Here is a 16,500-nt window from a genome sequence, read left to right as displayed (position 1 = left end):
TACGAGCCGGGCTTGGCGAGGACACAAAATAATTTAGGCAATTTGTACAGAGATACCCAACGTTATGAGGAAAGCGAGGAGATGTGCCTCTCCGCCATGGAAATTTATAGACGACTCGCAGCGGTGAATCCACAGGTCTACGAGCCGGGCTTGGCGAGGACACAAAATAATTTAGGCAATTTGTACAGAGATACCCAACGTTATGAGGAAAGCGAGGAGATGTATCTCTCTGCTATGGAAATTTATAGACGACTTGCAGCGGCGAATCCACAGGTCTACGAGTCGGGCTTGGCAAGGACACAATATAGCTTAGGCTGTTTGTATTACAATATCCAACGTTATGAGGAGAGCGAGGAGATGTATCTCTCTGCCTTGGAGGTTTATCAACGGCTTACGGCAGTGAATCCACAAGTGTACGAGCCGTATTTAGTACGAGCGTGCAATAACCTTTCATTCTTATTTCTCGCTCAGGGCAATTTTGAAGAAGCTGAACGGTATGCCCGTGAGGGATCAAAATATGATTCTACTCATCATACCATTTATACAAATCTTGCGGCATCCCTTCTTCTTCAAGGTCGATATGCCGAGGCGGAAGAGATATACCTGCGATACAAGGAAGAGTTAAAAGAGGACTTTCTCTCGGATTTCGAAGATTTCTATCAACGGGGAATTATTCCCCCGGAATGGGAAGACGATGTGGAACGGATAAAAAAGCTGTTGTCGAAATAGGCAGAGACATACATTCGATCGGGATCGCTGTGGGTGCGGATTAGGGAGTGTAACGCATCATTGGATAAACGAGCCGAGTCGCTTGTATACTATACAGAAAAACAGAATTCGGATATGGAAACAAAGAAAAACACACGTCTGTTGTCATTGGATACCCTTCGGGGATTCGATATGCTTTTTATTATGGGTTTCGCCCCGTTGGTAGTCACCTTGAATGCCTTGCACCCGACGGCGGTGGGCGATGTCATAGCGGGGCACATGCGGCACGTCCCGTGGGACGGGTTTACCCAGCACGATATGATATTCCCCCTGTTCTTGTTTATCGCAGGTATATCTTTCCCGTTTTCATTGGCCAAGCAAAGGGGGAGCGGATCGAGCGACAAACACATTTACCTGAGGGTTTTCCGCCGGGGTGTCACCCTCGTTTTGCTGGGATTCTTGTATAACGGATTCTTACAGTTGAATTTCCCCGATGTGCGTTTGGCAAGCGTTTTGGGGCGTATCGGGCTGGCGTGGATGTTCGGGGCTTTCATTTACATGAGTTTGAAAAAGTCGGTACAATATGGTTTGATTGTCTTTATCTTGGTGGGTTATTGGTTGCTGTTGGCTTTTGTGCCGGCTCCCGATGCTGCGGGGGCTTCCCCTCTTTCTATCGAAGGGAATCTGGTCGGATATATCGATCGGCATTGTTTGCCGGGGAAATTGATATACGGTAATTTCGACCCGGAAGGTTTACTGAGCACGCTTCCGGCGATAGTCACGGCATTATTGGGAATTTATGCGGGGGAAATCGTCCGTTCTACCCGCTTGGGAAGCGGAGAGAGAAAGAGTTTGCTGTTGTCGGGAATCGGGGTTGTGTTGGTCGCCATAGGGCTGGTTTGGAATACCGTATTCCCGATTAACAAAATGCTTTGGAGCAGTTCGTTTACCTGTTTCGTGGGAGGGCTTTCGTTCTTGTTATTCGCTTTGTTCTACTATATCGTTGATGTGAAAGGGTGGAAATCGTGGACTCTCTTTTTCCGAGTGATAGGACTAAATTCGATAACGATTTATCTGGCACAGCAGGTGGTAGGATTTTCTCACATGAATAAGTTTTTGTTCGGAGGTATGTCCCAATGGGTGGGAGAATATGCCGGTGAGCCTGCCGGTGCGGTCGTCCTTCGTGCAGGATATGTCGCTTGTTGCTGGTTCTTCCTTTATTTTCTGTATCGGAAAAATATTTTCCTGAAAGTATAGTTTGTCGGTGGTGAACTCGTCCCATCTCATCTACGATGAGCAGGGGGGGAGAGAAGTCTTGTCTCTGTTGCTTTTACTGCTGGTATTTCTTTAACCCCTCCGTCCTACGCTATATTTTGCGTTGCAAAACACCCCGTAATGCTACGGGACGCGGTAAGGGGAGGAGCGAAATGTTTCGAATGTTACAAGGTCTGGCGGGAGGAGGGAGAGAGCTGTTTCAATAGAGAAGCATAAATTTTACTCGTCGTTTTAAGAGCTGACTTTTTGTTTTTCGAAACACAGGGGAGAGTGGGGGAATGGGGGAGTGGCAGCGATGAAGAGGGGAATAGAAAAAAATAAAAACGGTTTCTTACATTTTTTTAATTTCACAATTCCGGTCGAAAATGTTATCTTTGTTTCTCTTAAACAGGATTATTCATACGAATATAAAAGAAATATATCGTGGCCAAGGAAATTGTCGAAACTCCGCTGATGAAACAGTATATCGAGATGAAAGCCAAGCATCCCGATGCGATATTGCTTTTCAGGGTGGGAGACTTTTATGAAACGTTTTCGGACGATGCTTTGGTGGCATCGGAAATATTGGGGATTACATTGACTCGCCGGGCAAATGGAGCCGCCCAGTATGTGGAGTTGGCCGGTTTTCCCCATCATGCTCTCGATACTTACCTTCCCAAATTGGTGCGTGCCGGAAAACGGGTGGCTATTTGCGAACAGCTGGAAGACCCGAAACTGACAAAAAAATTGGTCAAGCGCGGCATTACGGAATTGGTAACACCGGGTGTGTCGATTAACGACAATATTCTCGATCACCGAGAGAATAATTTCTTGGCGGGTGTTCATTTCGGGAAAGGTAACAAAGTGGGTGTGGCTTTTCTCGATATATCGACGGGTGAGTTCTTGACCGCCGAGGGAGATTTCGACTATGTGGACAAGCTGTTGGGCAATTTCTCTCCGAAAGAGGTGCTGTTCGAACGCACGAAACGGAAATTGTTCGAGGAGCATTTCGGTTCCCGTTTTTTTACTTTCGAGTTGGACGATTGGGTTTATACCGAGGATGCCGCTTCGGATCGCTTATTACGTCACTTCGAGACGAAAAACCTCAAAGGTTTCGGAATTCACAATATGCCCAACGCCATTATCGCCGCGGGGTCTCTGCTTCATTATTTGGATATTACACAGCATACGCAGATTTCGCACATTACATCGCTGTCTCGTATCGAGGAGGAGCGATATGTGCGATTGGATAAATTCACGGTGCGGAGTCTCGAATTGCTTTCTCCGATGAACGAAGGGGGAAAGAGCCTGCTCGACGTGATAGACCGGACTGTCACCCCGATGGGGGCACGTATGCTCAAACGGTGGGTTGTCTTTCCGTTGAAAGATGTGAAGCCTATCGAGGATCGGTTGAACGGAGTGGAATTCTTTTTCCGCCACCCCGAAGTTAGGGAGGTTATCGATCCGCAACTCGATACGATAGGCGATATGGAACGCCTCATTTCGAAAGTAGCGGTGGGGCGTATTTCGCCTCGCGAGGTGGTTCAGTTGAAAGTGGCATTGTCGGCGATAGAGCCTATCAAGGCTGTTTGCGAGCAGAGCGATGAACCTGTATTGCAACGTATCGGGGAGCAACTGAATTGCTGTACGATCATCAGGGACCGAATCGAACATGAAATTAATCCCGATGCGCCCAATTTGGTGAATCGGGGAGGAATTATCCGCAAGGGTGTGAACGACGAACTCGACGAGTTGCGAGAGATTTCCTATTCGGGGAAAGACTATTTGTTGCATGTGCAGCAGCGCGAGAGCGAGAAAACGGGTATTCCCAGCTTGAAAATCGGGTATAACAACGTATTCGGGTATTACATCGAAGTGCGCAATACTCACAAGGACAAGGTTCCTTCCGATTGGATCAGAAAGCAGACGTTGGTGAGCGCAGAGCGTTATATCACCCAAGAGTTGAAAGAATACGAGGAGAAGATTTTGGGGGCGGAAGAGAAGATTCTTTCATTGGAAACGCAGTTGTTCAATGATTTGATTCTTGCATTGACGGAGTATATTCCTGCCATACAACTCGATTCCAATCTCATTGCGCGGCTCGACTGCCTGTTGTCGTTCGTGAAGTCGGCCGTGGAAAACCGGTATATTCGTCCCGAAGTAAACGATTCGCTGGTTATCGACATCAAGGAAGGACGTCACCCGGTTATCGAGAAACAGTTGCCGCCGGGCGAACCCTACATCAGCAACAGTGTCGAGCTCGACAACGACAAGCAGCAAATCATGATGATAACGGGACCCAACATGGCCGGTAAATCGGCGTTGTTGCGCCAGACCGCTTTGATTGTTCTGATGGCTCAGATAGGAAGTTTCGTTCCGTCCGAGGCCGCTAAGATAGGGATTGTGGACAAGATTTTCACTCGTGTGGGGGCATCGGACAATATCTCGCTCGGCGAATCTACCTTTATGGTCGAGATGACCGAGGCCGCCGATATTCTCAACAATCTGTCGGAGCGGAGTTTGGTTCTGTTCGACGAGCTGGGGCGGGGAACGAGTACTTACGACGGTATATCTATCGCGTGGGCTATTGTCGAGCATATACACGAGCACCCCAAAGCCCGAGCCAAAACGTTGTTCGCTACCCATTATCACGAGTTGAACGAAATGGAGCGTACATATAAACGCATTGTCAATTATAACGTTTCGGTAAAAGAGGTCGACAACAAGGTGATATTCTTGCGGAAATTGGTACGTGGCGGTAGCGAGCACAGTTTCGGTATCCATGTGGCGAAGCTGGCCGGTATGCCCCAGAGCATCGTCAAGCGGGCCAACCAGATATTGAAACAGTTGGAGTCGGAGAACCGCCAGAACGGTATCGCCAAGCCTACCGCCGAAATCGCTTCGTCGAGAGGTGGCATGCAGTTGAGTTTTTTCCAACTGGACGATCCTGTGCTTTCACAGGTTCGGGACGAAATTTTACAGGTCGATATCAATAACCTTACACCGGTAGAAGCATTGAATAAACTAAACGAAATACGAAAAATAATCACCGGGAAATAGAACGGTTTGTTTATGATGAAGAGAAGCGATTTTGAAATTATGGCGCCGGTGGGTTCGTACGATTCTTTGACGGCGGCCATACAGGGAGGGGCCGATTCGGTATATTTCGGTATCGAGGGGCTGAATATGCGAGCCCGTTCGTCGAATAATTTTACGATAGACGATTTACACGAGATTGTGCGTATTTGTAACGAGCATCACATAAAGAGTTATCTGACGGTCAATACCGTTATCTACGACGAAGATATACCTCTGTTACATCGTATTATCGATGCGGCGAAGGAGGCCGGGCTCTCGGCTATTATCGCCAGCGATGTGGCGGCTATGACCTATGCCCGCGAGATAGGGGTAGAGGTGCATTTATCGACCCAGCTGAATATTTCCAATACCGAGGCGTTGCGATTCTATGCCCGTTTTGCCGATGTGGTGGTGCTGGCCCGGGAGTTGAATATGGAGCAGGTAGCCCGTATTCACGAAGCCATTTTGCGGGATCGTATCGTGGGGCCGGGCGGAGAACCGGTACGTATAGAGATGTTCTGTCACGGGGCATTGTGCATGGCTGTGTCCGGCAAATGTTATTTGAGCCTTCACGAAATGAATGCTTCGGCGAATCGGGGGGCTTGTATGCAGATTTGTCGTCGTTCATACGAAGTGAAAGACAAGGAGACCGGTAACGAGTTGGAAGTGGACAACGCTTACATCATGTCGCCGAAGGACTTGAAAACGATACATTTCCTGAACAAACTGATCGATTCGGGGGTGCGGGTATTTAAAATCGAGGGTCGCGCAAGGGGACCGGAATATGTGCGTACGGTCGTTTCGTGTTACAACGAGGCCATCGAGTCTTATTTGAACGACGACTTTACCGACGAGAAGATCGCACAGTGGGACGAGCGGCTCGCTACCGTCTTTAATCGAGGGTTTTGGAACGGATATTATTTGGGTCAGCGCTTGGGCGAATGGACTCACAATTATGGCTCGGGAGCCACGAAACGAAAGATATATATAGGCAAGGGCGTGAAGTATTTTTCCAACCTCGGTGTGGCCGAATTTCTCATGGAGAGCGGTTCGTTGAGCGTGGGAGACGAGATACTCGTCACCGGCCCGACGACCGGTGCGCTTATCCGCAAGGTGGAAGAGATACGAGTCGATTTGAAACCGGTACAAAAGACGGTAAAAGGCGAGCGGTTCTCGATGCGTATCGATGAGAAGATACGACCGTCGGATAAATTATTTAAATGGGTGGATAGTTCGGAACTTAATACAAAATAAAGATGTTCATGAAACGGGCGATAGTTATACTTTGTGGAATCGTATGCACCGGACAGCTTTTGGCCGCTAAGCCGGGAATCCCGGCTTATAACGATGACAGGGCTTTGATAGATAGGGGAATCTTTCTCTTTCAAGAGAAGAACTATGCGGGTTGTGCCGATGTGATGAAAGAGGCTTGTGAAGGCGATTTGTCGCCTGAGCAGCGGGAAACGGCCGACTGGTATATCGCTCTTTCGGAAGCCCGCAATTATTCGCCGCAGGCTGTACGGCGGTTAACGGATTTTTTGCGAAATTATCCGGATTCTAAACATACTTTGCAGGCTCGGTTGGCATTGGCCGATTATTATTACGACAGTCAAGATTATGCAAAAGCCTTGAAAACCTATCAGACGGTAAATGTGAGTCTGTTGACCGGCGACGAGGAGGACCGGTGGGGATATCGCACGGCATGTTCTTTGTTGAAGACCGGTAATCCCGATGCGGCGAAACCGCTGTTTCAGCTTCTAATCGGGAAAGAGAGATTTCGGACAGGAGCCACGTTCTACCTTTCGTATATACAGATGAACGAGGGAGACGATAGAGCCGCTTTAAGCGGATTTTCGAAAGTGGCGGACGACAGGAGTTTCGGATATGCCGCACGGCTGCACATGTTGCAGATTTATTTCGGGCAAAAACGTTTCGCACAGGTATTGTCCGAGGGTAAAGCGTTGTTGTCCCGTCCGTCTTCCGATGCCGACTTATACACCGAACTTCTTCGGTTGCTCGGCGAAAGCGCTTATCAAGAAGGTGACGATAAAGCGGCGACGGAATATTTGGAAAGGTATTTGCAACGATGTCGCAAACCCGAACGCTCTTCTCTTTATGTCATGGGTGTCATGGCCTATCGCCGGGGAGAAGATAGCGAGACGATCGATTATTTGGGGCGTGTGACCGGCGTGGACGATGCTCTTTCTCAAAATGCTTATCTTTATATCGGGCAAGCCTATTTGCGAGCGGGAGATAAAAATAATGCCCGCATGGCGTTCGAGATGGCTTCACAAGGGAATTACGACCGTCAGGTTCGGGAAACGGCGCTTTACAACTATGCGCTCTGCCTGTATGATCGCACGGCTTCGCCTTTCGATAACTCGGTGGGTGTGTTCGAACGTTTCTTGAACGAGTTTCCCGGTTCTCGCTATGCCGACAAGATTAACGACTATTTGGTAGAAGTTTACATGACGACCCGTAATTATCGGTCGGCACTGGCGTCTATCGATAAAATACGGAAGCCCGACGGGAAAATACTCGCCGCCAAGCAGCGCATTCTTTTCCAGTTGGGGACGGAGGCTTTCACCAATGCCCGTATCGCCGATGCCGAAAGTTTGTTTAGCCGGGCGATCGCTGTGGGAAACTATGATACCGATATACGGGGTAAGGCTGCGTTTTGGCTCGCCGAGTGCCAATATCGTCGGGAACAATACGACATCGCTGCCCGGAATTATTCGGCATATCTTTCTTCCAGCAAGGACAAGCGGAGCGAAATGTATTCGCTGGCTTGGTACGATTGGGCCTACTGTCAATTCAAACAGCATAACTTCTCGCAAGCCCTCGACGGTTTTTCCCGGTATGTCTCTGTACAGACCGGAGGAAATCGAAGCATGCTTGCCGATGCCTATTCCCGGATAGGCGATTGCTATTATTACGCCCGTCGGTTCGCCGATGCCGAGCAGTATTATGCCCGGGCCCAAGAGACCGATGTCGCGAACGGAGATTATGCCCTTTTTCAAAAAGCTTTCATGGCGGGATTGCAGAGGAATCACGAACGCAAAATAGAGTTGTTGGACAAATTGATTGTAGATTATCCCCGTTCGGGGTATCTGGCGAACGCATGGTTCGAAAAGGGACAGGCTTATACGATATTGAATAGGAATAACGATGCTATCGTATGTTACAAACAGTTAATCGCCGATTATCCCCAGAGCGCGATTGCCCGCAAGGGAGGTTTGCAGTTGGGTATGGTCTATTTCAATAACGGGCAGACAGACGAATCGGTGGCTGCTTACCAGCAAGTGATAGAGCGTTATCCGACCAGCGAGGAGGCTCGCATAGCGGTCGCCGACCTCAAATCGGTATATGTAGAGAAAGATGCAGTCGATGCCTATGCTAACTATCTGAACAGCGTAGGACGGTCGGAGCAGGCTCCTGTGAGCGAATTGGATTCTTTGTCGTATATGGCAGCCGAGCGCACTTATATGACGGGGAAAGGTATCGCTTCGTTGGAGAAGTATGTACGAAATTATCCGTCGGGCGCGTTTTTGATTCCGGCTAATTACTATATCGGGAAAGCATCGTTTGCAGCGGAAGACTACGACAAAGCTCTTCCAGCGTTCGACTATGTGGTGACGAACAGTCCCGACGGCGAGTTTGCCGAAGAAGCATTGGCCCGCAAGTGCGAGATACTTTATTTGAAAGCTCGTTATGACGAGGCTTTTGCCGGATTCAAGGAGTTGGAGAAGAAAGCGACTGTCGGCGAGAACAAACAGGCCGCCCGGTTGGGTATGCTTCGTATTGCCCGGAATAAGCGGCAATATGGCGAGGTGGTAACGGTTGCCGACAAGTTGTTGAGCGAAAGCAAACTTTCTCCCGATTTGCGTCAAGAGATTTTATTTGCTCGTGCCGATGCCTATTCCCATACGGGAAAGGGAGAAAATGCGGCCGATGACTGGCGGGAGCTTTCGAAAGATACCCGTTCGATTTACGGGGCGCAAAGTGCCTATTTATTGGCTCAATATCAATTCGACAACAAAGCGATCGATACGGCCGAAAAGACGCTGAATACTTTTATCGACAAAGGTACTCCCCACAATTATTGGTTGGCTCGGGCATTCTTGCTCATGGCCGACATTTATGAAAAACGGGGCGAGACTTTCCAAGCCCGTCAATATTTGCAAAGTTTGCGGAATAACTATCCGGCCAGCGACGACGATATTATTTCCCGGATAGACAAGAAGTTGAGCAAGCTGGGACAAACAGAGTAGTTGAACGATACAATATGTATGGCTTATGAAACGGTTTTCTTTTTTAATCATATCGGTTTTCCCATTCTTCCTGTCGGCACAGGTACGTTCCGATTCGTTGCGGCGGGAAGTAACCATAGAAAAAGATTTTACACCTATCGTGCGCGATGCGTCTAAAATCAATACATTGCCCGAAGTGGAAGCACCGACGGTAACCAAACAATCTATACGGTATAGCGACTGGACGGTTCCGACTCCCCTCGAACCTTGCGCTGTCTTGTTGGCTCCCGGCGGTTTCGGAGAAAAAACCGAAGAAAACCAATCGAGGGGATACGTGGATTTCGGGATAGGCAATTACCTGAATATGGTCGGGAATGCCGGTTATCGTATTTTGCAGAATGACAAAGACAAGTTGGGTGTGTGGTTGCAACATCGCTCTACTTGCGGAACGGTGGATTACAATCAATCGTTAACGGAGGACTATCCCGACTCGAAGAAGATGCACCGGCTCGAAGAGCGAGTGGTCGCCAATTATCTTCACTCCTTCGGGAAGCTGGATTTGGGAATAAGCGGCGGTTATCGTTACGACTCCTTCAACTATTACGGATTGCGATACTCCGGTTTGACGGGAATATCTTCGCCTAACCAAGAGATAAACCGGTTCTTCTTGAAAAGCCATATAGCCTCGACTGCCGGAGAGTCGGACCTACTTTATAAAGTTTCATTGGCATATTACCGGTACGGGTATCACCGGGGATATTTACAAGGTGAAAAAGGGGCTGCCGAGAATTTAGTAAATGCAGACTTTACACTGTCTGCGCCGATCGACAGACGTAGCTCTATTTCTTTGGACGGTTCTTTCGATTATGTGGGTTACAGCCGGTTGCAGTCGGCAGCGAATTACGGTATGATTTCATTGAATCCCCGGTATGACTGGCGGAATGAACACGTGGCTTTTGCTGTGGGTGTCAAGGCCGATGTTTCTTTCAACAACGGAACTATTTTGCGATTCTCTCCCGATGTTCGATTCGATTGGACGATAGTTCCCGATGTACAGTTTTATACGGCTTTTACGGGAGGGAAGAAACTGAATACGTGGCGAAGTGTTTCGGCCTATACGCTCTACTTCAATCCGTCGACACAGGTAGATAATACGTATGTGCCGTTGGATGCCTCATTGGGAATACGTATTAACGCATTGCCCGGATTTTCCGTAGGGCTTTCGGGCGGTTATGAAATTTGTAAAAAGGCGTTGTTCCTTTTGCCCGAAGATTTGAACGGAGAGTTTACAGGTGTGTCGCGTTTTTGGGGTATCGATGCCAATGCTTTGAAAGCAGAGCTCGATGTATCTTATCGTTACGGTACGAAATTGGAGGCTTCGGCGAAGGTCGGGTATCACCGATGGAAGACCGCCGATGGGGGGGAGACGATTTCGTATAACCGTCCGCAGTGGGAAGGAGGAGTGAATATCCGTTATATGCCTGTTCGCCCGTTCACGCTCGAAGCCGGATATGAGTTTGCTGCGGGTCGGGAGTATTCAAATCTCGGAAAGCTCTCCGATATACATCTCGTTCACTTGAAAGCCTCGTATGCTTTCACTTCTTGGTTTTCGCTTTACGGACTTACCGACAATGTGCTGAACCGGAAATACGATATTCTTTACGGTATGCCGGCACAAGGCATCAATTTCATGTTCGGGGTCGATTTGAAATTTTGAGGGTAAGAGGTCTGTTCTCGACATTTTTAACCCTTCCATCACTATGTGTGCCACCTCCCCTATATGACTAACGCCACCCCCCGCAATACTACGGGACGCGGCAGGGGAGAAGAAGGATTTAACCTCTCCCACCGTGTCGGGAGTACTCATGGGACGAGTGGGTAGTTTAAAAACAGGATTTATCTCGTCAGCTTTTTCGGAGGGAATAGTATAGGAGAAAGGCGTTGGGGAGGATATGCGACAAAAACTCTACATGGTAGGAACGATTCAAAATGTGTGCGATATACATTATTTAATAAAAAAGTAGAAAAAAGCTCTGTATTACAATCTGTTTTTCTAATTTTGCGCAAAATTTGAACGAACATTGCGCATATGGCAAAAAATTTGGTAATCGTAGAGTCTCCGGCAAAGGCTAAAACCATTGAAAAGTTTTTGGGAAAGGATTTCGAAGTCCTTTCGAGCTACGGGCATATCCGTGATCTCAAAAAAAAGGATTTCAGTGTGGATATCGAGCATAACTATAAACCTATTTATGAAATCCCCGCCGACAAAAAAAAGTTGGTGGAAACGCTGAAACAGGAGGCAGACAAAGCGGATATGGTTTGGCTGGCTTCCGATGAGGACCGTGAGGGAGAGGCTATCGCATGGCACTTGTTCGAAGTGTTGAAATTGAAACCGGAGAAAACGAAACGGATTGTATTCCATGAGATTACCAAAGATGCCATACTTCATGCTATTGAGAATCCCCGGGATATAGATTTGAATCGGGTAGATGCCCAGCAGGCTCGCAGGGTACTCGACCGTATCGTGGGATTTGAACTTTCGCCTGTTCTGTGGAAAAAGGTGAAGCCCGCTTTGTCGGCCGGTCGTGTACAATCGGTCGCAGTGCGCTTGATTGTAGAACGGGAGCGAGAAATCTCGGCGTTCAAGCCCGAAGCAGCCTATCGGGTGATTGGGGAATTTTTGTTACCCGGAGGGGAATTGTTAAAGGCCGAATTGAGCCAACGATTGAAAACCGAAGACGAGGCGAAGGCTTTGCTCGAAGCCTGCAAGACCGCACAGTTCTCTATCGGAGACGTGACGGTGAAACCTGCAAAGAAATCGCCTGCGGCTCCGTTCACCACTTCCACATTGCAACAGGAAGCTGCCCGGAAATTGGGCTTCTCCGTGGCTCAAACCATGATGGTGGCTCAACGGCTTTATGAGGCTGGACATATCACCTATATGCGTACCGACTCGGTGAATTTGTCATCGCTGGCTATAAATACGACCAAAGACGAGATTGTGAAAACTTTGGGCGAGAGATATCTGCATATTCGAAATTACCATACGCATACCAAAGGAGCACAGGAAGCGCACGAGGCAATACGTCCCACGTACATCAGCCATCACGAAATCAATGCTTCCTCTCAGGAAAAACGATTGTATGAATTGATTTGGAAACGTACGATCGCTTCGCAAATGAGCGATGCCGAGTTGGAAAAGACGACTGCGACCATCGCCGTTTCGGGAAGGAAAGAACACTTCGTCGCCGTGGGCGAGGTCTTGAAATTCGACGGTTTCCTGAAAGTGTATATGGAGTCTACCGATGACGAAAGCGATGCAGAAGGAAACGACAAGATGTTACCTGCATTGGCGAAAGGCGATGTGCTGACATTGTCGTCGGTCACGGCAACGGAACGTTTCTCGCAAGCTCCCGCCCGCTATACCGAGGCCAGTCTGGTTCGTAAATTGGAAGAGCTGGGTATCGGTCGGCCTTCTACCTATGCACCAACCATTTCGACCATACAGCAACGCGAATATGTCGAGAAGGGCGATCGGAAAGGAACGGAGCGGAAATATCGTATGTTGACACTGCACGATGGGAAAATCGAATCGGGAGAGAAAACCGAGCTCACAGGAGCTGATAAAGGCAAACTGCTCCCCACCGATATAGGAGTTGTCGTCAACGATTTCTTGACGGAGTATTTCCCCGATATTCTCAATTATAACTTTACGGCGAATGTCGAGCAGCAATTCGACGATATTGCCGAGGGAAAAACCGTGTGGAACGACGAGATAGATCATTTTTACAAACTCTTTCACCCGGTGGTAGAGAGCGCTCTCGCTTTGCGGTTGGAGCATAAAGTGGGCGAACGGGTATTGGGTACAGACCCGAAAAGCGGCCGTCCCGTATCGGTGAAGATAGGCCGTTTCGGTCCGTTGGTACAAATCGGTACTCCCGAAGATACGGAGAAGCCGTTGTTTGCTTCGTTGCTCAAAGGACAATCGATGAGCACGATTACACTGGAAGAGGCTTTGAAACTGTTCGATTTGCCCCGAACCTTAGGCGATTTCGAAGGCAAAACCGTTGTCGTGGGTATCGGCCGTTTCGGTCCGTATATTCGTCACGACGGCAAATATGTATCGTTGCCCAAAGAGTTCACCCCACAGGGTGTTTCGTTAGAGGATGCGATAATATTGATTCAGCAAAAGCGTGAGCAGGAAAGTCAACGCCTTATCAAGAAGTTCGATGAAGATGATGAACTCGAACTGCTTAACGGTCGTTTCGGTCCGTATATCGCTTATAAAAAGAAGAATTATAAATTACCCAAAGGTTCCGAACCGGCATCGCTCACGTTCGCCGATTGTATGAAGATTGTCGAGGATGCCGACAAGGCTCCTGCCAAAAAGAAACCGGCCCGGAAAAAGACGACGAAATAAAAGAGATCCAATGGAATATTGCGGGGTATGCTCAAAAGTTAAATACTTTTGGGCATACTTTTTTTAGAAGCTGTTTTAAATTTATAGAGAAATAATATTATCATTTCAAGCAGGTATGTTCCGGCCATATTGAGTCCCCGTCTCGCATCTTGAATCCCTTGATTTTTGTCAATAGCCCGCTATTGACTGCCTATCTCGGACTCCAATCTGCTTCAACATAGGTCTCAATCTGTCTCGGAATAAATTTAAAACAGCTTCTATGTATTCGATATTTTCCGATGATTCTTTTATGGCGTTTTGAAGGGTGAATAGAGGGAACCTTGATGTGCGTGGCTTGTTTGTTGTACTGTTGTAAGTGAAAATAGATCTCGGAATCGGGAGAAAATTTTGGAATAGTGATTAGGTGATTGGTGAAATTGCGGGATAGGTATTACTTTTGGAATCATAAAACAGTGGATTTGTGTTATGGCGAAAGAACTTTTCAATCGGTATGTATGGCTGATCGATACGTTGCAGCGTTACGGAAGGCTTACCCGCAGAGAGATAGACGGGTTGTGGCAACGGAGCGAATATTCGGACGGCAAGCCGATGGCTCGACGGACGTTTATGAATTATCGTCAGGCCATACAGGAGATGTTTGACGTGAATATCGAGTGTGATGCTTCTACGTATGAATATTACATCGAGGACCCGGATGCTTTGCAGGGAAACGGTGCACGTGTGTGGGCATTGAACACGCTTGCGGTGAGTAACATGCTGAACGAGAGTCAGGAGTTGCGGAATCGAATCGTTTTGGAGAATATACCTTCGGGGCAGAAATTTTTGAGAATCGTCTTCGAGGCGATGAAGGAGAACCGGGTGCTTATTTTGTCGTATCGTTCATTCCGACGTGTAACAAGTTCGCATACATTGGCGGCTCCCTATTTCGTGAAGTTATTTCGTCAGCGTTGGTATGTCATCGCTAAGGATTTTACGGATCGGAAAATCAAGACTTATGCTTTGGACCGGGTTGCTTCTCTCGAATTGAGCAGTCGTACATTCGTCTATCCCGACAGTTTTTCTCCCATCGATTATTTCCGGGATTGTTTCGGGATTACGCACGACGATATGCCGGCGCAGGAGGTGGTGCTGCGTGTCCCTGCTTTGCAAGCTAATTATTTGAGGACACTTCCTTTGCACGAAAGTCAAGAGGAACTTGACCGGAACGAACATGGCTCTACGTTTCATTACCGTTTGAAAATCACTCCCGATTTCGAACAGGAGGTGTATGCTTTGGGGTATTGGCAAGCTGAGGTTTTGTCTCCGCAGACTTTACGCGATGCGGTGGCTGAACGGTTGTCCCGAAGTTTGGCGTGTTACGGAACGGCGGGGTTATCTTGCCAGGAACGCGGGAAGTAGAAGGTATTTATTTTTTCCTTTCATCGCCGAAAAGAAAGAACCCGGAAATGCAGCCGCTTTTTGTAGCTTTATTGCCCGATAAAGGAGGGGAGAATCTTGTTCTTTTCTTTATATTTTAACCCCCTTACCTTACGTGCACTCCCCCTATCTCATCTACGATGAGCAGAGGGAGAGGATTAAAAGCGACACTTCGATCGGCCTTTTGTGCTTTCTTTTTGCTTTGTGAGTACTTTCTATTCCTTTACAGAAACATAGGGAGAGAGTGATGTTTTTATATGCTTCCTCTGCTATGGATATTTTTTAACCTCTCCGTCCTGCGGACACCTCCCCTATATTTTGCTATGCAAAACACAGAGGAGGTTAATACTTTCCTGTGTATTGTGTTTGTTCTTCTCCCCTGCCGTGTCCCGTAGTATTACGGGGAGTTGCGGAGAATAGGGGAGACACAGAGGAGCGGTAGCGACGATGAGAGGGGTTAAAAAAGATAGGATTTTTGTAGAACTAACCTTTCCATCTTTCGGATACCTTCCCTATCACGCTGCATGTGCAGGAGGTCAGTTTTTAGCTCTTGCCCATGATATAATGATAGATAGTTTCTATTCTCCCGTGTACACGGCTTTCATAGAGCCTAAGGGAAGTTTCCCTTCTACTTTCAAGGGTATGCGTTTATTGTCGGTAGAGATCCATGCCGAGATTTTGTCGCTGGTCTTTTTGCCGGTTCTGTCATAGAATCGGAAATGAAGTTTGTAGGTGCTGTATTCCTTTTTGTTTTGTTTGAGGATTTCCTGTCCCAAATATTCTATTTCGAGGTATTCGAGGTTTTTACCGGAGAAAATTTTGGTGTTATAGATTTGATACATTTCCATTGCTCGGAAGTCGAAGGTGCGAATCACGTAAAAGATACTCAGCATGTCGTAGACTATACCGGGTTCGGTGAGTGTATAGTCCTCTATGGCGTTACGCTTGGGCCGATATAGGCGGATATTTCCCGTGGTCGAGTTTCCATCGTAGGTATAATTTACTTCGTCTTTCCGGTAAGTCCCGTTTTCGTCAGCGAGTTTGGCGTAATAAATGGGTAGCAGTTCTTTGTTTCGCTGCATATCGGATACCAGTGTGTCGCGTACTTTGAATATGTTGTCGGCAAAGGGGAGTGTACGAGCTTTTAAAACAGATGTATATTTGTCGGGGTATTCGGTGAGTTGGAGCGTAGCTGTCGCTGCCCGCTTCCAGAGAAATCCCAGTTGGTATATGACATCGTAGGATAGCCATTCGGGTTGCATACCCGGAGTCGTTTGCGCATAAATTCCGTTCGCCATACTCCAAAAAAGAATCCCGAAAGTAATACGGCGTAACGACCCGGTGTTTTTCATATAACGATGGCGTAGCATGCGG

The 16,500-nt window shown here is 47.8% G+C and carries 9 protein-coding genes; 8 read left to right on the top strand and 1 reads right to left on the bottom strand.

The window, feature by feature from the left end; all coding sequences use genetic code 11:
• The 8 genes from HMPREF9448_RS14725 to HMPREF9448_RS12400 all read left to right on the top strand — a co-directional run.
• Window positions 1-729 (top strand): tetratricopeptide repeat protein (locus HMPREF9448_RS14725; RefSeq protein ID WP_008862926.1); only part of this gene is annotated, 729 nt, incomplete at its 5' end.
• 114 nt (window positions 730-843) lie between these two features.
• Window positions 844-1,965, top strand: a complete 1,122-nt coding sequence (locus HMPREF9448_RS12430; protein WP_008862925.1) for an acyltransferase family protein — start codon at window positions 844-846, stop codon at window positions 1,963-1,965.
• Between the two features lie 471 nt (window positions 1,966-2,436).
• Window positions 2,437-5,022, top strand: a complete 2,586-nt coding sequence (gene mutS, locus HMPREF9448_RS12425; protein ID WP_195342683.1) for a DNA mismatch repair protein MutS — start codon at window positions 2,437-2,439, stop codon at window positions 5,020-5,022.
• A 15-nt stretch (window positions 5,023-5,037) separates the two neighbouring features.
• Window positions 5,038-6,294 (top strand): peptidase U32 family protein, encoded by a 1,257-nt coding sequence (locus tag HMPREF9448_RS12420; RefSeq protein ID WP_040296281.1) that lies wholly within the window; start codon window positions 5,038-5,040, stop codon window positions 6,292-6,294.
• Window positions 6,295-6,302: 8 nt separating this feature from the next.
• Window positions 6,303-9,311 carry a tetratricopeptide repeat protein gene (locus tag HMPREF9448_RS12415; RefSeq protein WP_040296303.1) on the top strand — a complete coding sequence of 1,003 codons (3,009 nt, stop codon included), beginning with the start codon at window positions 6,303-6,305 and terminating at the stop codon, window positions 9,309-9,311.
• Window positions 9,312-9,336: 25 nt separating this feature from the next.
• Window positions 9,337-11,007, top strand: coding sequence for a TonB-dependent receptor (locus HMPREF9448_RS12410; RefSeq protein WP_008862921.1), 1,671 nt, complete (start codon window positions 9,337-9,339; stop codon window positions 11,005-11,007).
• Window positions 11,008-11,379: 372 nt separating this feature from the next.
• A complete protein-coding gene (gene topA / locus HMPREF9448_RS12405; RefSeq protein WP_008862920.1) occupies window positions 11,380-13,710 on the top strand; it encodes a type I DNA topoisomerase in 2,331 nt (776 codons plus the stop codon).
• Between the two features lie 465 nt (window positions 13,711-14,175).
• Window positions 14,176-15,108 (top strand): helix-turn-helix transcriptional regulator, encoded by a 933-nt coding sequence (locus HMPREF9448_RS12400; RefSeq protein WP_008862919.1) that lies wholly within the window; start codon window positions 14,176-14,178, stop codon window positions 15,106-15,108.
• Window positions 15,109-15,704: 596 nt separating this feature from the next.
• On the opposite strand, the gene HMPREF9448_RS12395 is transcribed toward HMPREF9448_RS12400, so the two are convergent.
• Complete coding sequence (locus tag HMPREF9448_RS12395) at window positions 15,705-16,496, bottom strand: DUF3108 domain-containing protein (RefSeq protein ID WP_008862917.1); 792 nt, start codon at window positions 16,494-16,496, stop codon at window positions 15,705-15,707.
• Between the last annotated feature and the right edge of the window lie 4 nt (window positions 16,497-16,500).

It is taken from the genome of Barnesiella intestinihominis YIT 11860 (assembly GCF_000296465.1).
In the GTDB taxonomy this organism is placed as follows: Bacteria; Bacteroidota; Bacteroidia; order Bacteroidales; family Barnesiellaceae; genus Barnesiella; species Barnesiella intestinihominis.
This window is presented reverse-complemented; position numbering and strand designations above follow the sequence as displayed.